Below are 19299 nucleotides of genomic sequence, written 5' to 3'. Positions count from 1 at the left end.
CGGTTGTGCGTTGTGCGTTGTGCGTTTATGTCACCGCCGATCCGCCAGCGCATGGGCAATGGTGCCCAAATCCACGTATTCGAGCTCGCTGCCCACCGGCACGCCGCGCGCCAGGCGCGTGACATGCATGCCGCGGCGCCTGAGCGCCTCGGCAATGGCGTGGGCCGTGGCCTCGCCCTCGGCGGTGAAGCTGGTGGCCAGGATCACCTCCTGCACCACGCCGTCGCCGGCGCGCTCGAGCAGCTTTTGCACGCCAATGTCGCGCGGCCCCACGCCGTCCAGCGGTGACAGCCGCCCCATGAGCACGAAGTACAGGCCACGAAAGGCGGCAGTGCGCTCCATGGCCGCCTGGTCGGCGGGCGTCTCCACCACGCACAGGCGGCTGGCGTCGCGCGTCGCGTCCATGCAGGTGGCGCAGACCTCGCCCTCGGTGAAGGTGTAGCAGCGCTGGCAATGGCGCACCTGCGCGCAGGCCTGCGCCAGCGCCTGCGACAGCTGCTGGGCCGCTGGACGGTCATGCTGCAGCAGATGAAAGGCGATGCGCTGCGCCGACTTCATGCCCACGCCCGGCAGGCGCCGCAGCGCCTGGATCAGTGCGTCGAGGGAATTGGTATCGGACATGGGGCGGTGCGCCCAGGCACCGTCAGAAGGGGAACTTCATGCCGCCGGGCAGGCCTGGCATGCCGGCGGTGATCTTGCCCATCTTTTCCTGGCTGGTTTCCTCGGCCTTGCGCACGGCGGCGTTGAAGGCGGCAGCCACCAGGTCTTCGAGCATGTCCTTGTCCTCGGCCAGCAGGCTGGGGTCTATGGTCACGCGCTTGACGTCGTGCTTGCAGGTCATCAAGACCTTGACCAGTCCGGCGCCGGATTCGCCCTCGACCTCGACGCTGGCCAATTCGTCCTGGGCCTTCTTCAGGTTGTCCTGCATGGCCTGGGCTTGTTTCATCAGGCCGGCGAGCTGTCCCTTGTTGAACATGGAAATTTCCTTCGTTGATTAAAAAAAGTAAGAGCGTGTCACGCAGGCTTGATGCTGCCTGGCACGATTTTCGCGCCGAAGTCGCGCACCAGCTGCTGCACATAGGGGTCGTTGTGGACGATGTCCTCGGCCGCGCGCTGGCGTGCGCTGGCGGCCTGGGCGTTGCGGCGCGCGGGGCTGTCGCTGACCACGCCCAGCTCCACGCTGATCTCGCGCGCATGGCCCGCGGCCTCCAGCGCCGCGCGCAGGCGTTCGCGCGCCTGGGGCTGGTTCAGTGATTCGCGCTCAACGCGCAGCAGCCAGTGGCCCTCGTCGCGCGCCATCAGCTGCGACTGCAGCGCCAGCTCGCGCACCAGGGCGGTGATGGCGTCTTGCGCGATGAGCTGCTGCACGGTGGCATGCCAGACATCACCCTCCTCGGTGGTCACCAGCGGCGGCGCTGCCGCACCGGCCTGCCCCACGGCCTGCAGGCGTGGCCCGGGTTCGGGCGCGGAGCGCACCGGTATTGCTATTGTTTCAGAAGCTGTTTGCGCTTGATTGGCGGGCGCTGGATGCTGTTTTTGCCTTAAATCCTCAGGGCTGCGCACGGGTAGGCGCACCGTGGGCGCGGCAGCCGGGCCCGGCAGCGCCGCAGGCACGGCGTTGGGCGCCGCCGCATCCTGCAGCATGGCCTCGGTCACCGCGCGGTTCACATCATCGGGCGTGGCCGGCTCGGGTGCGGCGGGTGCAGCCAGTGGGGCTGGCGGCTGCGGTTCACGCGCCACATGGATGGGCTGCTGCACTGCGAGCGGTGCAACGGGCGGATCAGCTGCGACGGCAACCGGTGCTGGCGCGGCGGGTTCAGGCCGCGTCAGAGTTTTTTTTTCCGCCGTGGCGCCAGCGGCACCGGCGGGCTTGAAGGCCAGCAGGCGCAGCAGCACCATGGTCAGGGCGGCGTACTCATCGGGTGCCAGGCCCAGCTCGGTACGGCCATGCAGGCAGATGCTGTAGAGCAGCTGCGTTTCGTCGGGCGGCAGGGCGGCGGCCAGGCGGGCCATCTCTGCCGCCTCGGGGTCGCTGGCGTCCACGGCGGCGGCCATCTGCGGCACCGCCTGCAGCACGGCCATGCGCTGCAACACGGCAGCCATTTCCTCCAGCGTGCTGGCGGCAGACAGGCCGTTGACGCGCAGGGCGTCGGCCGTCTCCACCACGGTGCGGCCGTCGCCAGCGGCCAGCGCCTCGATCAGGCGGAACACATGGCTGCGGTCCACGCTGCCCAGCATCAGGCGCACGCTGGCCTCCTGCAGCTGGCCGCTGCCGAAGGCGATGGCCTGGTCGGTCAAACTCAGCGCATCGCGCATGGAGCCGCGCGCCGCACGCGAGAGCAGGCGCAGCGCCTGGGGCTCGGCGGCCACCTGTTCGGCCGCCAGCACGCGCGTCAAATGCTCCAGCACCGTCTCGGGCGCCATCGGCCGCAGGTTGAACTGCAGGCAGCGCGAGAGCACCGTCACCGGCACCTTCTGCGGGTCGGTCGTGGCCAGCACGAACTTGAGGTATTCGGGCGGCTCCTCCAGCGTCTTCAACATGGCGTTGAAGGCGGTGTTGGTCAGCATGTGCACCTCGTCGATCATGAAGACCTTGAAACGCCCCTGCACCGGCTTGTAGACGGCCTGCTCCAAAAGGCCCTGCACCTCGTCCACGCCGCGGTTGGATGCCGCGTCCAGCTCGGTGTAGTCGGGAAAGCGCCCGCTGTCGATGTCCTGGCAGGCCGGGCACACGCCGCAGGGCTGGGCCGTGATGCCGCCCTGGCCGTCCGGCCCCTGGCAGTTGAGCGACTTGGCCAGGATGCGCGAGACCGTGGTCTTGCCCACGCCGCGCGTGCCGGTGAACAGATAGGCATGGTGCAGCCGCTGCTGCGTGAGCGCATTCGTCAGGGCTTGCACCACATGCTCCTGCCCGACCATCTCCGAGAAGGTCTTGGGGCGGTATTTGCGGGCGAGCACGAGATAGGACATGGGGGGTGATTCTATGTGGCCCGCCGCCGCCCTTTGGCGAGCCCGAAACGCCCCCCGGTTCCGCGTACAATTGCCGCTGACGGGCCTCCCCGCATGGTGAAGCGGCCAACCGGGTCAGGTGGGGAACCAAGCAGCCCTAACTGTGGAGCCAGTGCCGGGGGTAAGGCTCGTCAACTTCTCTTCCCCCTCCCCCTCTTTTTCTCTTCCTGTGCCAGACGCCCACCGGGCCCGGCATGGGCTGCGTGCGTGTCAGCCCTGTCCCACAGGGGCTTGGGGCCTTGGCTGGCGGGGGGCGCACCCCGGTGATTCATACTGATCCCAGGCTTTGTCCTCCAGGGTGTCGTCATGAATGCACTCATGTTTGCACCATTTGCCCGCAGATCGGCCTTGGGCCGGCGCCCATGGCTTTGCGGCGCCTTGCCCCTTGTGGTCTGGGTCGGGGCTGCGGTGGCGCAGGTGGCCGACCCGCTGACCAGCGCGGCATCGCCCCCCATCACGCTGCGTGGCCACAGCTACCCCGACTTTGGCGCCCTGTACCCGTCCGATGCACTGCGCCAGCCGGGAGCCATGTCGCCGCAGGCCATTCACTACACCGATATCACCGGCTGGCTCACACCACGCCAGGCGTCCAGCCTGGGACTGACATTGGGCGTGGTGTCGTATGCCAGGGGCGTGGAACTGAGCCCGCAAGCCTTTGACCTGGGCGTGCGCTGGCGCTCACAGCTCGATCGCAGGGTGCAACTGGACATACATGCCTGGGCCCGCACATCGCAACTGCATGCCATGCCCAATGCCATGGGCATGATCTGGCACCAGGATCAACCGACCTTCGGCACCCGGGTGGAGGTGCAGTGGTCCAGCTCGCGCACGCGCGGCCTGGTGCCAGAGTTTGGCGCCGTGGGCCTGCAGCTGGAGGGCAACTCGCGCCTGCTGCTGCGTGCCAGGCGCGGCGGGCCCATGCTGTACTACCGCACCAAGTTCTGATCCGCCGGCACCGGGCTCGCCAGCCAGTGCGCCGCCCCCGCGCCTGCCACGCGCCCGGTGGCGCAGCAGGCCGTGAGCAGGTAACCGCCGGTGGGCGCCTCCCAGTCCAGCATCTCGCCGGCGCAGAACACCCCGGGCATGGCCCGCAGCATGAGATGCGCATCCAGCGCCTCGAAGGACACGCCGCCGGCGGTGCTGATCGCCTCCTGCACCGGGCGCATGGCCAGCACGGTGATGGGCAGCCGTTTGATGGCCTGTGCCAGCAGCTGCGCATCCTGCATGCCGACCTTGCCCAGCTGTTCGTAGAGGATGGCGGCCTTGATGCCATCGAGCCCCAGCCGTCCCTTGAGGTGGCTTGTCAGGCTGCGCGCACCACGCGGATGGCGCACCTCGGCCAGCACCCGTTCGGGGCTGTGGTCGGGCAGCAGGTCCAGATGGAAGGTGGCGTGGCCGTGGGCCGTGATTTCATCGCGCAGCAGGCCGGAGGCGGCATAGACCAGGCTGCCCTCCACCCCCGTGGCGGTGGCGACGAACTCGCCGCGCCGCGCAAACTGACGGCCCTGGCTGTCGGTGAAGGCAATGGCCACCGACTTGAACGGCTGGCCCGCAAAGCGCTCGGCAAAAAACGGTGTCCAGCCCACGGCGGATGCCTGGCCGCGCCCCAGCAGCTCGCGAAAGAACTCGCGCCGCGAAATGTCAAAAAGGTGGCCCACGGGCGCGTCCACGCGCGGCACGTCAAAGCCGCAGTTGGCCGGCTGCAATGGCGCAATCTGCACCCCCCTGGCCGCCAGCAGCGGCACCCAGGCAGCGTCGGAGCCCAGACGCGGCCAGCTGGCGCCTCCCAGCGCCAGCACCGTGGCGCGCGCGGCCACGCGCTGCTGCCCGGCGGCGCTGGCAAAGCACAAGGCGCCGTCGGCATCCCAACCCAGCCAGCGGTGGCGCATGTGCAGCACCACGCCAGCTGCACGCAGCCGCGCCAGCCAGGCGCGGAGCAGCGGCGCGGCCTTCATGTCGGTGGGAAAGACGCGCCCCGAGGTGCCGACAAACGTATCGACGCCCAAGCCCTGCGCCCAGGCGCGCAGCTGCTCGGCGCCAAAGACGCTCAGCAGCGGCTCGATCTGTGCGCGGCGCTCGCCGAAGCGCGACACAAAGGCCTCGAAGGGCTCGGAGTGGGTCAGATTCAGCCCGCCCTTGCCGGCCAGCAAAAACTTGCGCCCGACAGAGGGCATGGCGTCGAACACATGCACAGAATGGCCCGCCTGGGCCAGTATTTCGGCAGCCATCAAACCGGCCGGGCCGCCGCCGATGATGGCGGCGTCGCACGCGAGGGGCGCGCTGGAAGAATCGTTCACATAAGACATGCGCCGATCATCCCACCTTGCGGCCCTGCATCCACGCAGTCGGCCGCACCGCCCGCAGCTCTTCAGCTACGCGGCAGCCACCACACCACAAAAGCAGCCACCGCCGCCGGCACGGCAAAGACGATGAGCAAAATGGGCGCCTCCTCGCGCACGCTGTAACCCGCGTGCTGCACGCCCACCCACATGTTCACCGCCGCCACCAGCAGCCAGGCCGGCACAAACCACTTGGCCGCCAGCGCCATGCCAGCGCTGCTGGCGCCCCACAGCCAGCCAAACAGCACGAACAGGCCCAGCAGCACCAGGCCGCCGGCCATCACAAGCGCCACATGCATGGCTTCCCCCCGTTACTTGGTGGTATAGCCGCCGTTGATCAGAATCGTCTGGCCCGTGATCCACCAGCCGTCGCTGACCAGGTGGCGGATGAAGGGCACCACGTCTTCGATGTCAGTCAGGCCGGTCTTGCTGAAGGGCGATAGCGCGGCGGCACTCTTGTGGTAGGCCTGGGCGTCGGTGCTTTCCTGGCCATAGAAGAAGGGCGTGTCCATGGGGCCGGGGCCCACGGCCGTGACCGAGATGCCGCGTGCGCCCAACTCCTTGGCAGCCGCGCGCGTGAAATGCTCCACCGGCGCCTTGGTGCCCGCGTAGGACGCATAGAACGGCGTGAATGCGCCCAGCAGCGAGCTCACCAGGGTGCAAATCTTGCCGTTGTCGTTGACATGCTTGCCCGCTTCTTTGAGGAAGAAAAAGGCCGACTTGGCGTTGACCGCACTCATCTCGTCGTACTCGGCCTCGGAGATGTCGGCAATCGCCTTCTTGAGCACCTTGCCCACGGTGTTGATGGCAATGTCCGGGCGGCCGACGGCGGCCACGGCGTCGGCAAACAGCTTTTCCATGGCGGCGGCGCTGGTCAGGTCGGCCTGCAGGGCCACGGCCCGTGCACCGGCCTTTTGCACCGCCGCCACGGTGGCGTCGGCGTCGGCCTTGCTGGCGGCACTGTTGTAGTGAATGGCCACGGCCTTGGCGCCATGCGCCGCCAGGTCACGCGCCAGCAGGCCACCGAGGTTTTTGGCGCCACCGGCGATCAGAACGACTTTGCCTTGGATGCTGTGTGTGGACATGGATGGCTCCTTGTGGGTAAAAGCGCCACTTTATTGATAAGCAAAACACAAATAAATGCTGAAAAATAGATGCTCCATCCATAAATCACTACCAATCACCCTCCATGGATCGCATTGACCAGCTGCGCATCTTCATCCGCGTAGCGCACAGCGGCAGCTTTACCCTGGCGGCCGACCAGCTGGGCCTGCCGCGCCCCACCGTGTCGCTGGCGCTGCAGCAGCTGGAAGCGCGCCTGGGCGCCCGCCTGCTGCACCGCACCACGCGCCGCGTCAGCCTGACGCCCGACGGCGCAGCCCTGCTGGAGCGCGCGCCCTCGCTGGTGGCCGATGTGGAGGAGCTGGAGCAGCAGTTTCGCCCCGACGCCGGGCCGCTGGCCGGGCGCATCCGCGTGGACATGCCCAGCCGCATCGCCCGCCGCCTGGTGGCGCCGGCGCTGCCCGCATGGCTGGCCCTGCACCCCGGCCTGCAGATCGAGCTGGGCAGCAGCGACCGCAGCATCGACCTGGTGCAAGAAGGCGTGGACTGCGCGCTGCGCGTGGGCACACCGGCCAGCAGCAGCCTGGTGGCCCGGCCCGTGGGGCGGGTGCGGCTGATCCACTGCGCCAGCCCGGCCTATCTGGCGCGCTACGGGGTACCGCACAGCCCGCTGGACCTGCCGCGGCACCAGGCCGTGCACTACGCCGCGCCCGGCAGCGGCCGCGCCGCGCCCTGGGAATGGGAGGAGCAAGGCCGCATCCAACAATGCCCCATGGACGGCAGCGTGACCGTGAACAACGCCGAGACCTATATCGCCTGCTGCCTGGCCGGGCTGGGGCTGATCCAGATTCCGGCCTTCGACGTGCGCGAGCACCTGGCCGCCGGCGAGCTGGTCGAGGTGCTGCAGGACTGGCCCGCGCCCGCCATGCCCATGCATCTGGTCTACCCGCACCGGCGCCAGCTGTCGCAGCGGCTGCAGGCCTTCAGTCAATGGCTGCTACCCCTGCTGCAGCAGGCCTGTTGCGAGGATGGCGAGCCGCCTCGCCCCTGACGAAGCTGTCGTCTCAATCAGCCGCCAGTACCACCACCCTGCCCTCGCCCGTCAGGAACGCCGCGCCCACGGCCTCGCCGGGCTGCTGCTGCTGCTGCTGGACCGCCTGGCGGTAGCGTTGCAGCTGCTCCATCAGCGCCGGTTGGCGCGCGGGGTCGGCGGCGCTCTTGTAGTCCAGCACCCACCAGCGCGCGCCGGCGCGGGCCTGGCGCAGGCGCACCAGGCGGTCGATGCGCAGGCTTTGGCCCTGGTGCTGCAGCGGCGCTTCGTTGACCGCCATGTCCAAGGCATCGTCGTCCCAGGCCCAGGCGCCGTCACCGTTCAAGATGGTCTGCGCCATGGCGGCGGCGGCCTGGGCGGCGCTGGCCGGCAGAGAAAATTCACGCGCCAGGCGCGCCAGGCGGCGCGCGTCCCAGCCGCTGCTGCGGGCCTGCGCCAACGGGACGCCGGCCCCGCCCACCTGCTCGAGCAGCGCGTGCATGGCCTGGCCCTGGCGGGCGCTCAGGCTGTCCGGGTCTGCTGCCGTCGCCGGGCTGGGCTGGGCGCCCTCACCCCCTGCCATAGGGGGTAGCGCCGGCAGCTCCAGCAGGGTGAAGGCGGCGTCCGCGCTGGCAGCGGCGACGGCGTCCTGCGGTTGCACGTCTTGCTGCATCAAGGGCGCCAGGCGCTCCCACCAGCTGCCGGGGTTGGCGTTTTTCGATTGCACGCAGGACAGCACCAGGCATTGCTTGGCGCGTGTGATGGCGACGTACAAGGTGTTCAAAAACTCACGCTGGCGCTCGGCCTTCTCGTGCGCCATGGCGGCCTCTGCGCTGGGTGGCGGGCTGGATTCGCGCGCCAGAAATATGAAGCGCCGCGGCAGCGCCTGCTCGCCCGGCCAGTCCACCAACACGGCCATGGTCTCGGCTTTTTTTGGTTGGGCGTCGGTGTCGAGCAGCAGCACGCTGTGGGCCTCCAGCCCCTTGGCGCCGTGCACGGTGAGCAGGCGCACCGCCCCCGCGTCGGCGCGCGCCGGGGCCGGGGTGCCGCCCTTCTTGAGCGCGCGCACCAGGGCGTAGGGCGTCAGATAGCGCCCGCCGTCCTGCGCCAGCGCCGCGCCCAAGAGCGCGCGCAGATTGGCCAGCACCCCGGCACGCTCGGGCGCGGGGGCGCTGGCGGCAAAGCGCGCCAGCACGTCGCCATGCCGGTAGATGGCCTGCAGCGCGTCGTGCGGTGGCAGCGTGGCGACCCAGTCGCGGTATTGAATCAAACTGGCCGCCAGCGCTCTTGTATCAAGCGTAAACAGCTCTTGTTGTAGTAGCAAATCGAACCAGCTCGATTGCCGGTGCTTCTCCTGGCGGCGCAGCAGCGCCAGCTGGGTGAGCAGCGCGTCATCACAACCAAACAGCGGCGACTTGAGTGCGCGCGCCAGCGACAGGTCGTGCGCGGGCGAGACCAGCACGTCGAGCAGGGCCACCATGTCCTGCACCTCGGGCGCCGCGGCCAGGTCGGCCTTTTCCGGCTGCACGCAAGGGATGTGCAGGGCGCGCAAGGCCTCCTCCATGCGCGCCAGGCGCTCGCGCTGGCGCGCCAGCACCATGATCTCGCCCGGCGCAATGCCCGCCGCCATCTGCGCCGCCACCCAGCGCGCGGCCTGGGCACTCTCCTGCATGCGCAGGGTTTCCTCGGCCTCGTGGCGCGGCTCGGTCAGGCTGTCGCGCCAGGGCAGGCCCTCCCCGGCATCACCTTCATCATCCTGCGCCGCGTCCATCTTGGTGATGGGCGGCAGGCGCAGCAGCAGCCCCGCTTGTTGCGATTCGGTGGTGTGCTCGCGAAAACCGCTGTATTCCTGCTGGCCCTGCGCCGCCTGCATGGCGCTGTTGACGGTGGTGATCACGCCCAGCGCGTTGCGCCGCGTGTGGTCGCAGGCCAGCAGGTCGCCGCCAAAGGCATCGCGCACAAAGGCCTGCGCGGCCTGAAACACCTGGGGCTCGGCGCGGCGAAAGCGGTAAATGCTCTGCTTGGGGTCGCCCACGATGAACAGGCTGGGCGGCTGCTGCCCGCCACCCGCGCCGGCGTAACCCGACAGCCAGGCGTGCAGCGCCTGCCACTGCAGCGGGTTGGTGTCCTGAAACTCGTCGATCAGCAGATGCCGCACGCGCGCATCCAACCTCTCTTGCACCCAGCCCGAGAGGATGGGGTCGGACAGCAGCGTGAGCGCCGTGCGCTCCACGTCGTTCATGTCCACCCAGCCGCGCTCGCGCTTGAGTTGCGCAAAGCAGGCGATCAGGCAGCGCGACAGGCGCGCCATGCGGCCCTGGTGCTGCCAGGCGGCGTGCTGCTGGCAGGCCTTGCGCAGCGTCTCAGCCTCGTTCTGCGCGGCTGTCACCACGTCGGGGCGCGATTTGCCAAAGGCACGCGGCGTGCCCTGGCCATCGTCGGTAAACAGCGCCACCAAAACGCCCTGCCAATCGTTGGCCTGCAGCGCCGCCGTGAGTTCTGCGCCCTTTGCGGCAAAGGTCTTGGCCAGCGGCGCCAGGGCCTGTGCCGCTTCCTCCAGCAAAGCGCGGCCAGCGGCGCGCTGCAGCAGCCATTCGCTGGGGTGCGCCACCCCGGCCAGGCCAGGGTAGAGGTCGGCAAAGGGCGGCACCGAGGCAGCGACGATGCCCGCCTCGTCGGCCAGAGCAAATTCCACCCGCTTGTCCAGCGCCGCCTCCAGCGCCTTGTGCGTCTGGCTGCGGCCATGCGCGGCGACCACCGCAGCGTAGTCGGCGCGCAGGCTGGCGTCTTGCTCCACGGCGGCCAAAAACGGCCGCCACACCGCCGCCTTGGCCGGGGCGTCGTCCTCCAGCAGCTCGTAATGCGTGGGCAGGCCGCGCTCTTGCAACAGCGCCAGCGGCGCGGTCGAGAGCAGCGCGGCAAACCAGCTGTGAAAGGTGCGAATCTGCAGCGGGCGGCCATTGGCCAGCAGTTGTTGATATAAATTTTGTAGCTGCTCGCGCTTATTGTGCGCGCCCTGCGGGCCGTTTTGATCCAAACCGCGTGCCACCAGCTCTTGCTCGAGCTGCTCCAGCGGCGCGTGGGCGAATGCCTCCAGCCACTCCTGCAGGCGCTGGCGCATCTCGCCCGCCGCCTTCTTGGTGAAGGTGATCGCCAGGATTTCATGCGGCTGGCTGCCGTCCAGCAGCGCGCGCAAGATGCGCGAGACCAGCATCCAGGTCTTGCCCGCGCCGGCGCAGGCCTCCACCGCCACGCTGCGCGCCGGGTCGCAGGCGATGGCGTAGAAGGCTTCGCGGGAGATGGGCTGGGTGTTGTGGGTGTAGGCGGGAAAAACCGCTGGCACTGACGTCCCTTCAATCATCGCGATGGCACCTTGATAGCGCCCTGCACCGCAGGCAATATGTCTTCGTAGTTGAAGCCATTCTGGGTCTTCTGCACCGGGGTGCTGACCCGTTGATTGAGCCAGGCACGCAGGCTCGCCCCTTCACCGGGGCGCACCAGTGGATCATGGCTGTTGCCTGGATAGCGAAACTCCGTCAGGTTTTCCGGATGGGTTCTGAATTTTTCCCGGAACCCCACTGCGGGATGCTGTGCACTGCCTCCAGCCCAGGGGTCTTCATCCTCGATGGACGACCACATCGGCAATCGCGCATCCCATTTCCATAGATGTTCGTATTGCCGATTCACGCTTTGTTTGTGGCAAATCCCACCTACGACTTGGGGGTCTGCACGATCCCAGTGATACGTCGTGCGGCACCCCTCGCTGTGGCCGCTCAGAATGACTGGCAGGGTCGAAAACGTTTTGAACCAGCGTATGACTTCGGCAATGTCGTCTCCCCGGGCGTCCAACCTAGCAGGGTTGACCGCCGTATAAATCCCCTCACGCACACGCTCGCCCGCACGCTTGAGCATTTCTTCTGATGTCCCGCCTGGGCAGCCCAGCTTGTTGCCATCACGGGTGACGAATTCGGGCGTGATAACGGCAAACCCCTCACGGTAGTAAAACTGCGCCACCGTGGTCTCCCAACCCCACATGCCACCACAGCCATGGTTGTGAATCACCAGTCCGCGCACGCCTGGATGGCGAGGCAACGCTGCAGCAAACTTCTCGCGATACACGGCGCCAAAAAGTGGCAAGTAAAAAACGCTGCGATCAAGCACGGTTTTGGCTTGTTCCTTGTCATAGGCTGGAACCTGACGGCTCTGCTGCGCAGCCGCCGACGAAAGCAGAAACCAACCCACAACACCCCATAGCATCCATACGCGGAAATTCATACCCACTCCTCTCACGTGCTTCAAGCCCAAAAATCCTTGCGGCACAGCCCACGCACCGCGCACCAGTCGCACACGCTGCCCTCACCCAAGGCCGGCAACGGCGCGCCTTGGGTGATGCGGTCGAAGTCCTGGCGGATGCCGGCCAGCAGGGCGTCGCGCAGCGCGGCCACGCCCTGCGCCTCGTGGGTTTTGGTTTCGCCACGCTCGCCGACGTTGACGTAGGCGGCGCGCAGCGGCTGATTGGGGTCGGCCTGCAGCGCGGCGTAGAAGGCGAGTTGCACGTCTTCTGCGCCATCTGCAATGCGCGCCTTGGTCTTGCTGTCGCTCTCGGTCTTGTAGTCGATCACCAGGGGGCTGCTGCGGCCGCCCTCGCCGGTAGCCTCGTCGATGCGGTCCAGCGTGCCGACCAGCTCCAGGCTGCCGTGGGCCAGCGCCAGGCCCTGGCTGGCCTGGACTTCGGCCTGGGCAAACTGCGCGCCAGCGGCTTCGTGCTTGTCCAGCCATTGCAGATAACCGGCGCGCAGCTGCGGCCAGCCGCTGGCGTAGGGCAGAAAGTCGCTGCCCGATAAGCCCAACTGTTCGCGCGCAGCCTCGGCGGCGGTGTCCATCATCTGCGTGCGCGTGGTGGCGTCTTGCGTGGGCGCTGCCAGCAGCGCCTGGTGAAAGCGCTGCAGCACGGCGTGCAGCCAGGTGCCGAAGTCGCGCTTGTCGACCTCGGCCTCCAGCTCGTCCTGGTCTTGCAGGCCCAGGAGGCGCTGGGCGTAGAAGCGGTAGGGGCACTGGCGCAGGTCGGTATAGGCCGTGGCCGACAGCTGGGCCAGCGGCAGCTGCGCGCCCAGGGGCTGGGGCCGCGCCACCGGGCTGGGCGTGATGGCGCGCGGCACCCGCGTATCGGGCGCTGCCGTGCCCGGCCCCAGGGCCAGCACCAGCGGGCTGGCCAAAAGCGGCTCGCCGCCTTCGCTGGCGCGCCACAGCAGGTCAACCTGCGGCGCTTGCAGGGCGCAGGCCCAGGCGGCGCGCTGGGCCAGTTCCAGGCTGGCGCGCGTGGGCAGGCCCAGCGATGCGCGCTGCGCCGCCGTCCACGCGCCGGGCGGCTCGGGGGCGGTCTGCAGTCGCTTTTCGTCGCAGCCGGGCAGCACTAGGGCGACAAAGGGGCGCGCCAAGAGCTGCGCCAGCGGCAGCAGCACCACGGCGGGCTCGCCCCCCTCCCAGTCGGGCTTGAAGCGTGTGGCCTCCAGCACCTGATCGGCCCAGTGGGTGAAGTCCTGCAGACTCAGCTTGCGCGCGGCCCCTTCCACGTCGGCCAGGTCTTCGTCCAGGCCTTCGTGCAGGTGCAGCTCGAGCAGCACGCGCGCGCCGGCGTCGTCTTGCAGCAGCGCTGTCCATTGGCCGCTGGCCTGCAGCTGCTGGCGCAGGCTGGCCAGCCAGGCGGCCAGAGGGCGGGCTGCGGCCAGCGGCTGGCGCAGGGCTTCGATCTGCGCCGCGCTGGCGGCGATTTGCGGCTGGCGTTCGGGGTGCTCGGCCAGCCGTTGCACGGCGCTGGCCCAAGTCTGCAAGGTGTTGCGGCGCAGCCAACGTTCGAGCGCGCCCTGGTCTGGCGCCGATAGGGCGGGCACGGCCTTGAGCCAGTCGAGCACGGCGTCGCTGCGCGCGTCCCAGGCGGCCGCGCGCAGCAGCGTCATGACCCAGGCAGCGGCGCGGGTGGTCGACAGCGTCCAGCCGTTTTCGTCCTTGGGCACGATGCCCGCGCCCTGCAGCAGCGCGGTGATGCGCCGCACCAGGGCGCGGTCGGTGCTGGCCAGGGCCACCGGGGTGCGGCCTGCCTGCACATGGGCGATCACGCAGGCGGCGGCGCGCTGGGCTTCGTCCTCGGCGTCCTGCGCCGGGTGCCGGGCGATGTGGGGGCTGCCGCCCTCACTCCAGCCCTCTCCCAGGGGGAGAGGGGGGGAGTCCGCCCGCCACAACGGCAGCACCAGGGCGGCTTCGCCCCAGGCGGCGCACAGGCTGGTGGCCAGCGCATCGGGCTGAAAACCTTGCAGCAGGACGATGGCGTCGACCTCGGCGCGCACGGCGGGGGTGAATAACACGTCGGTGGCGTGGTGCGAGGCGGCCACCCATTCCAGCGCCAGACGCGCCACGGCGGCCTCGTAGCGCAGGGCGCTGCCCTCCCCCGCCAGGCCAACCACGGCGCGCTGCTGCTCCAGCCACGCGCTGCGCGCCTCGGGCGGCACGGCAGCGGCCAGGGGGGCGAGCTGCGCGGCGGCGTCGAGCAGCGCCGGCAGCAGCATTTCGCGCTGGAGGGCCAGGCCCGCCTTTTCCAGCAACGCCGCACCGGTGAAGCGGTCGCGCGCCTGGTCCTGGGCGTAGTCCAGGCCTTGCGGCATGAAGCCGATCAGGCGCTGGGCCCAGTTGCGCGTGGTCTCAAAGCGCGGGGCAAAGCCTTCAGGGCACAACAACGCCCATTGGCGCTGGGCCTCGCCCATCAGCTGTGCGTAGGGCAGCAGCACCATGCAGCGCGCCGGGTGGGCGCCACGCGCCTGCAGGTGCGCGCGCACCGCCTGCAAAGCCTGCACCCACAGCATGCGCTGCGTTTTGCTATCGTTTTTCGCTATGACAGTCATAGCGTCTGGCGCGCCGGGCATACCGGCAGTCGGGGGATTGGTTTCTGTCACAATGGCCCTAATTTAACCTCTGTCCAATCCCAAAATTCCCAAGGAAAGCCCATGGCCAGCGACCTCATCAAGCAACTCTCCGACGCCAGCTTCGAAGCCGACGTGCTCAAGTCCAGCACCCCCGTGCTGGTCGACTACTGGGCCGAGTGGTGCGGCCCCTGCAAGATGATCGCCCCCATCCTCGACGATGTGGCCGGCGCCTACCAGGGCAAGCTCACCGTGGCCAAGATGAACGTGGACGAGAACCGCGAGATCCCCGCCAAGTTCGGCATTCGCGGCATTCCCACGCTGATGCTGTTCAAGGACGGCCAGCTGGCCGCCACCAAGGTTGGCGCCATGAGTAAGGCACAGCTCACCGCTTTCATCGACCAACAACTCGCCTGATGAACCCTGCGCCGGCCAGCCCTGCGCGGGCCTGGCCGGTGCCGTGCCAAAAGCACAAAAAATTTTCCTGTCATAATTCGCGCCGACCGTCTCGCCGCACATATCGACCAGCGGCCAGTCTCAGGTCACCGGCTCGCCAGGGCAACCCAAGGCCCATACGGCACGCAGCCTCTTCCCCTCCAGTCACAGACATATCTACTCCGCGTCAGGAGTCATTTCATGCACCTTAACGAACTCAAGGCACTGCACGTGTCCGAGGTCCTCAAGCAGGCCGAAGCCCTGGAAATCGAAAACGGCGGCCGCATGCGCAAGCAGGAGCTGATGTTCGCCATCATCAAGAAGCGCGCCAAGGCGGGCGAGCAGGTGTTTGCCGACGGTGTGCTGGAGATCCTGCCCGACGGTTTCGGCTTTCTGCGCAGCCCCGACAGCAGCTACACGGCCAGTACCGACGACATCTACATCAGCCCCAGCCAGGTGCGCCGCTTCAACCTGCACACCGGCGACATGATCGAGGGCGAGGTGCGCATCCCCAAGGATGGCGAGCGCTACTTTGCCTTGACCAAGCTCGACACCGTCAACGGCGGGCCACCCGAACAGAATAAGCACAAGGTGATGTTCGAGAACCTGACGCCGCTGTTCCCCAAGGAGCAGATGCGCCTGGAGCGCGACATCAAGGGCGAGGAGAACATCACCGGCCGCATCATCGACATCATCGCCCCCATTGGCCGCGGCCAGCGCGCGCTGATCGTCGCGCCCCCGAAGAGCGGCAAGACGGTGATGATGCAGCACATCGCCCACGCCATCACCGCCAACAACCCCGATGTGCACCTGATGGTGCTGCTGGTGGACGAGCGCCCGGAAGAAGTGACCGAGATGCAGCGCTCGGTCAAGGGCGAGATCATTGCCTCGACCTTCGACGAGCCGGCCGCGCGCCACGTGCATGTGGCCGAGATGGTGATCGAGCGCGCCAAGCGCCTGGTGGAGCTGAAAAAAGACGTGGTCATCCTGCTGGACTCCATCACCCGCCTGGCACGCGCCTACAACAACGTCGTGCCCAGCTCGGGCAAGGTGCTGTCGGGCGGTGTCGATTCCAACGCACTGCAGCGCCCCAAGCGCTTCTTCGGCGCGGCGCGCAAGGTCGAGGAAGGCGGTTCGCTGACCATCATCGCCACCGCGCTGGTCGATACCGGCAGCCGCATGGACGAGGTGATCTTTGAAGAATTCAAGGGCACGGGCAACTGCGAAATCCACCTGAGCCGCCGTCTGTACGAAAAGCGCGTGTTCCCGGCGATCGAACTGTCCAAGAGCGGCACGCGCCGCGAGGAACTGCTGCTGGCGCCCGAGATCCTGCAAAAAACCCGCATCCTGCGCCAGTTCATGTACAACATGGACGAGATCGAGTCCATGGAGCTGATGATCAAGAAGATGCGCGAGACCAAGAGCAACGTCGACTTCTTCGAGGCCATGCGCCGCGGCGGTTGACCACCCAGCCCCCCGCCCCACAACGCCCCGCAAAATTGCGGGGCTTTTTTTTTGCGGGTCAGTCCTTGAACTGCGGCTGCTGCTTGCTCATGCCCGCCATCATGGCGGCCATCAGGTCGTCGCTTTGCAGCATGGCGGCGTTCCAGGTGGCGACATGGTTCAGGCCGTCGGCCACGCTGTGGTCGCGGGCGTAGTTGAGCATCTCCTTGCTGCCGCGGATCGACAGCGGCGACTTGGCGGCGATCTGCGCGGCGATCTCGTGCACGCCGGCGTACAGCGCCTCACGGCTGTCGAAGACGCGATTGACCAAGCCTATGCTCTGCGCCTCAGCCGCGCCCAGCTTGCGCCCGGTGTAGGCCAGCTCGCGGGTGATGCCCTGGCCCACCAGCTTGGGCAGGCGCTGCAGCGTCCCCACGTCGGCCACCATGCCGATGTCGATTTCCTTGATGGCAAAGCTGGCGTCGCTGCTGGCGTAGCGCATGTCGGCGCAGACCACCAGATCGACCCCGCCGCCGATGCAGGCGCCGTGGATGGCGGCGAGCACCGGTTTGCGGCAGCGCTCCAGGCTGGTCAGGCTGTCTTGCAGGTCGAGGATGACGCGGCGCAGCTTCTCGCGCTGGCGGCCTTCGCAGTCGTCGGCGATCTGCGCGGGCATCTGCATCATCATCGCCAGGTCGATGCCGGAGCAAAACAGCTTGCCCTCGGCCTGCAGCACGGCCACGCGCACCGCCGCCGTGGTGTCCACCCAATCGAATGCCTGGCGGATCTCCTGCCACATGGCGGCATTCATGGCGTTGGCCTTGTCAGCACGGTTCAGGCGCACGGTGGCGACGTGGTTTTCCAGCGTCACCCTCAGCGTGCTCAGTTCCAAGGCCGTGTTTTTTGCATCATTATGGCCTATAGCGCTTGTTGGTATTGCGCTAGTAGCTACTGTTTTTGTAGTATCCGATGTATCCAGGCGCAGCGCCAGCTCCGTGCCCTGCTTGATGGCGCGCTTGGCGTCCAGTTCCGCCGCCTTGTCCGCGCCGCCTATCAGGTGCACGGCCACGCCCTGGGCCTGCAGCACCGCCTGCAGCTCGCGGTTGGGGTCCTGGCCGGCGCAGACGATGACGTTGTCCACCTCCAGCAGCCTGTCCTGCCCGTCCACGGTGATGTGCAGGCCCGCGTCGTCGATCTTGCGGTAGGTGACGCCCGCGAGCATGTGAACACCCCGGTTTTTCAGGCCCGTGCGGTGGATCCAGCCGGTGGTCTTGCCCAGGCCCTCGCCCACCTTGCTGCTCTTGCGCTGCAGCAGGTGGATGTGGCGCGGCACTTCGCCGATGTGCGCAGGCTGCAGGCCCCCGCGCGTGGCGCCGGTGGTCTCCACGCCCCATTCGGCAAAGAATTTGGCCTTGTTCAGGCTGGCGCTCTCGCCCTCGTGCAGCAAGTATTCGGACACGTCAAAGCCGATGCCGCCGGCGCCGATCACGGCCACCTTCTTGCCCACGGGTTTCTTGTCCTTGAGCACATCGAGGTAGCCCAGCACCTTGGGGTGAGCGATACCGTCGATCTCGGGCAGGCGCGGCGTGATGCCAGTGGCCAGCACCACCTGTTTGAAGCCCTCCTTCACCAGCGCATCGGCATCCACGCGCTGGCCGAGCTTGACGCTCACGCCGGTTTGCTGGAGCTGCTCGCCAAAGTAACGCAGGGTCTCATGGAACTCCTCCTTGCCCGGAATTTGTTTGGCCACATTGAACTGGCCGCCAATTTCACTGCCTGCGTCGAACAGGGTCACCTCCATGCCGCGCTTGGCCGCCTCGGTGGCAAAGGCCAGGCCGGCAGGGCCCGCGCCCACCACTGCCACGCGCTCTTTTTTCGATAGCGGCAGCGACACCAGGATGGTTTCGTGGCAGGCGCGGGGATTGACCAGGCAGCTGGTGATCTTGCCGGCGAAGGTGTGATCCAAACAAGCCTGGTTGCAGGCGATGCAGGTGTTGATGTCCTGCGCCCGGCCAGCGGCGGCTTTGTTCACAAACTCCGGGTCGGCCAGGAAGGGCCGCGCCATGCTGACCATGTCGGCCTGGCCGCTGGCCAGAATGCCCTCGGCCACGTCCGGCGTGTTGATGCGGTTGGTGGCGACCAGGGGAATGCCGACCTTGCCCTTGAGCTGCTCGGTCACCCAGGCCCAGGCGGCGCGTGGCACCTTGGTGGCAATCGTGGGGATACGCGCCTCGTGCCAGCCGATGCCGGTGTTCAAAATCGTCACGCCGGCGGCCTCCAGCGCCTGCGCCAGCTGCACCACCTCTTCATGCGTGGAGCCGCCCTCGACCAGATCGAGCATAGACAGGCGGAAGATGAGGATGAAGTTCGCCCCCACCCGCTCGCGCGTACGGCGCACGATCTGCAGCGGGAAGCGGATGCGGTTCTCGTAGCTGCCGCCGTACTCGTCGTCCCGCTGATTCGTCTGCGCGGCGATGAACTCATTGATGAGGTAGCCCTCCGAGCCCATGATCTCCACCCCGTCGTAGCCCGCGCTTTGCGCCAGCGCGGCGGCATTGGCGTAGTCCTCCACCGTCTGCTTGACCTCCTCGGTCGTCAACGCCTTGGGCGGGAATGGGCTGATGGGGGCCTTGAGGCTGCTGGGCGCCACCAGCTCCGGGTGGTAGGCGTAGCGGCCAAAGTGCAGGATCTGCATGCAAATCTTGCCGCCGGCGGCGTGCACGGCCTCGGTCACCACCCGGTGCTTGTCGGCCTCCGCCTGCGTCGTCATGGCCGCGCCGCCAGGCATGGGGCGGCCCTGCTCGTTGGGCGCAATGCCGCCGGTCACGATCAGCCCGACGCCGCCTTTGGCGCGCTCGGCGTAGAAGGCGGCCATGCGCTCAAAACCGTTGGGAGCTTCTTCCAGGCCCACATGCATGGAGCCCATGAGAACGCGGTTTTTCAAGGTGGTAAAGCCCAGGTCGAGGGGTCTGAGCAGGTGCGGATAGGCAGAGGTCATGGGGCTTCCTTGTCGATGGAACGGTCATCTATGCAACCGGTTGCATAAAAGTGTACGGTCGTTCGTTTA

Annotated in this window: 13 protein-coding genes, 1 other RNA gene and 2 pseudogenes; 5 read left to right on the top strand and 11 right to left on the bottom strand. The window is 67.7% G+C overall.

The window, feature by feature from the left end; all coding sequences use genetic code 11:
* Positions 1 to 30 precede the first annotated feature (30 nt).
* The 3 genes from recR to dnaX are packed head-to-tail and all read right to left on the bottom strand — an operon-like array spanning position 31 to position 2970.
* On the bottom strand, positions 31 to 621 hold the full coding sequence (gene recR / locus P4826_RS03085; protein ID WP_317702499.1) for a recombination mediator RecR: 591 nt from the start codon (positions 619 to 621) through the stop codon (positions 31 to 33).
* 22 nt (positions 622 to 643) lie between these two features.
* Positions 644 to 976 (bottom strand): YbaB/EbfC family nucleoid-associated protein, encoded by a 333-nt coding sequence (locus tag P4826_RS03080; RefSeq protein ID WP_317702498.1) that lies wholly within the window; start codon positions 974 to 976, stop codon positions 644 to 646.
* A gap of 38 nt (positions 977 to 1014) precedes the next feature.
* Positions 1015 to 2970: a DNA polymerase III subunit gamma/tau gene (gene dnaX, locus P4826_RS03075; protein WP_317702497.1), complete on the bottom strand. Its 1956-nt coding sequence runs from the start codon at positions 2968 to 2970 to the stop codon at positions 1015 to 1017.
* 78 nt (positions 2971 to 3048) lie between these two features.
* On the opposite strand from dnaX, the gene ffs reads away from it, so the two are divergent.
* Positions 3049 to 3145, top strand: an RNA gene (gene ffs, locus P4826_RS03070) — signal recognition particle sRNA small type.
* A 251-nt stretch (positions 3146 to 3396) separates the two neighbouring features.
* Positions 3397 to 3954 carry a hypothetical protein gene (locus P4826_RS03065; RefSeq protein ID WP_317703699.1) on the top strand — a complete coding sequence of 186 codons (558 nt, stop codon included), beginning with the start codon at positions 3397 to 3399 and terminating at the stop codon, positions 3952 to 3954.
* Here P4826_RS03065 and P4826_RS03060 read toward each other — a convergent pair.
* From P4826_RS03060 to P4826_RS03050, 3 genes are all read right to left on the bottom strand, one after another.
* A complete protein-coding gene (locus tag P4826_RS03060) occupies positions 3936 to 5315 on the bottom strand; it encodes a TIGR03862 family flavoprotein (RefSeq protein WP_425605213.1) in 1380 nt (459 codons plus the stop codon). The genes P4826_RS03065 and P4826_RS03060 overlap by 19 nt on opposite strands.
* A gap of 62 nt (positions 5316 to 5377) precedes the next feature.
* A complete protein-coding gene (locus P4826_RS03055) occupies positions 5378 to 5647 on the bottom strand; it encodes a hypothetical protein (RefSeq protein WP_317702496.1) in 270 nt (89 codons plus the stop codon).
* A gap of 12 nt (positions 5648 to 5659) precedes the next feature.
* Positions 5660 to 6433, bottom strand: coding sequence for an SDR family oxidoreductase (locus P4826_RS03050; RefSeq protein ID WP_317702495.1), 774 nt, complete (start codon positions 6431 to 6433; stop codon positions 5660 to 5662).
* A 104-nt stretch (positions 6434 to 6537) separates the two neighbouring features.
* On the opposite strand from P4826_RS03050, the gene P4826_RS03045 reads away from it, so the two are divergent.
* Positions 6538 to 7461: a LysR family transcriptional regulator gene (locus P4826_RS03045; RefSeq protein ID WP_317702494.1), complete on the top strand. Its 924-nt coding sequence runs from the start codon at positions 6538 to 6540 to the stop codon at positions 7459 to 7461.
* Positions 7462 to 7474: 13 nt separating this feature from the next.
* Here the strand turns inward: P4826_RS03045 and P4826_RS03040 are convergent, their stop codons facing one another.
* From P4826_RS03040 to P4826_RS03030, 3 genes are read right to left on the bottom strand one after another with little or no spacing between them, the layout of a single operon-like run.
* Complete coding sequence (locus P4826_RS03040; protein ID WP_317702493.1) at positions 7475 to 10801, bottom strand: UvrD-helicase domain-containing protein; 3327 nt, start codon at positions 10799 to 10801, stop codon at positions 7475 to 7477.
* Positions 10798 to 11715, bottom strand: a complete 918-nt coding sequence (locus P4826_RS03035; protein WP_317702492.1) for a dienelactone hydrolase family protein — start codon at positions 11713 to 11715, stop codon at positions 10798 to 10800. Before P4826_RS03035 ends, P4826_RS03040 begins: the two co-directional genes overlap by 4 nt.
* A 20-nt stretch (positions 11716 to 11735) precedes the next feature.
* Positions 11736 to 14336, bottom strand: a complete 2601-nt coding sequence (locus P4826_RS03030) for a PD-(D/E)XK nuclease family protein (RefSeq protein ID WP_425605211.1) — start codon at positions 14334 to 14336, stop codon at positions 11736 to 11738.
* A 102-nt stretch (positions 14337 to 14438) separates the two neighbouring features.
* Here P4826_RS03030 and trxA point away from each other — a divergent pair, with 102 nt between their 5' ends.
* Together trxA and rho are read left to right on the top strand one after the other, a co-directional pair.
* Complete coding sequence (trxA, locus tag P4826_RS03025; protein WP_317702490.1) at positions 14439 to 14771, top strand: thioredoxin TrxA; 333 nt, start codon at positions 14439 to 14441, stop codon at positions 14769 to 14771.
* A gap of 219 nt (positions 14772 to 14990) precedes the next feature.
* Positions 14991 to 16253: a transcription termination factor Rho gene (gene rho / locus P4826_RS03020; RefSeq protein ID WP_317702489.1), complete on the top strand. Its 1263-nt coding sequence runs from the start codon at positions 14991 to 14993 to the stop codon at positions 16251 to 16253.
* A gap of 58 nt (positions 16254 to 16311) precedes the next feature.
* Here rho and P4826_RS03015 read toward each other — a convergent pair.
* Positions 16312 to 17061 (bottom strand): annotated as a pseudogene (locus P4826_RS03015) (crotonase/enoyl-CoA hydratase family protein); the annotation flags it as partial.
* 147 nt (positions 17062 to 17208) lie between these two features.
* Positions 17209 to 19230: pseudogene (locus tag P4826_RS03010) on the bottom strand (oxidoreductase); the annotation flags it as partial.
* Positions 19231 to 19299 lie beyond the last annotated feature (69 nt).

This window comes from Diaphorobacter limosus (genome assembly GCF_033100095.1).
Lineage (GTDB): Bacteria > Pseudomonadota > Gammaproteobacteria > Burkholderiales > Burkholderiaceae_C > Alicycliphilus > Alicycliphilus limosus.
The sequence above is the reverse complement of the archived record's forward strand: the minus strand, read 5'-3'. Positions and strand labels throughout refer to the sequence as shown.

Excerpts from the sequence above, each read along its gene's own strand:
- P4826_RS03080 (WP_317702498.1), bottom strand. The coding sequence starts at position 976 with ATGTTCAACAAGGGACAGCTCGCCGGCCTGATGAAACAAGCCCAGGCC.
- P4826_RS03045 (WP_317702494.1), top strand. The coding sequence starts at position 6,538 with ATGGATCGCATTGACCAGCTGCGCATCTTCATCCGCGTAGCGCACAGC.
- P4826_RS03050 (WP_317702495.1), bottom strand. The coding sequence starts at position 6,433 with ATGTCCACACACAGCATCCAAGGCAAAGTCGTTCTGATCGCCGGTGGC.
- P4826_RS03060 (WP_425605213.1), bottom strand. The coding sequence starts at position 5,315 with ATGTCTTATGTGAACGATTCTTCCAGCGCGCCCCTCGCGTGCGACGCC.
- P4826_RS03035 (WP_317702492.1), bottom strand. The coding sequence starts at position 11,715 with ATGAATTTCCGCGTATGGATGCTATGGGGTGTTGTGGGTTGGTTTCTG.
- recR (WP_317702499.1), bottom strand. The coding sequence starts at position 621 with ATGTCCGATACCAATTCCCTCGACGCACTGATCCAGGCGCTGCGGCGC.
- P4826_RS03040 (WP_317702493.1), bottom strand. The coding sequence starts at position 10,801 with ATGATTGAAGGGACGTCAGTGCCAGCGGTTTTTCCCGCCTACACCCAC.
- rho (WP_317702489.1), top strand. The coding sequence starts at position 14,991 with ATGCACCTTAACGAACTCAAGGCACTGCACGTGTCCGAGGTCCTCAAG.
- P4826_RS03030 (WP_425605211.1), bottom strand. The coding sequence starts at position 14,336 with ATGACTGTCATAGCGAAAAACGATAGCAAAACGCAGCGCATGCTGTGG.
- dnaX (WP_317702497.1), bottom strand. The coding sequence starts at position 2,970 with ATGTCCTATCTCGTGCTCGCCCGCAAATACCGCCCCAAGACCTTCTCG.
- trxA (WP_317702490.1), top strand. The coding sequence starts at position 14,439 with ATGGCCAGCGACCTCATCAAGCAACTCTCCGACGCCAGCTTCGAAGCC.
- P4826_RS03055 (WP_317702496.1), bottom strand. The coding sequence starts at position 5,647 with ATGCATGTGGCGCTTGTGATGGCCGGCGGCCTGGTGCTGCTGGGCCTG.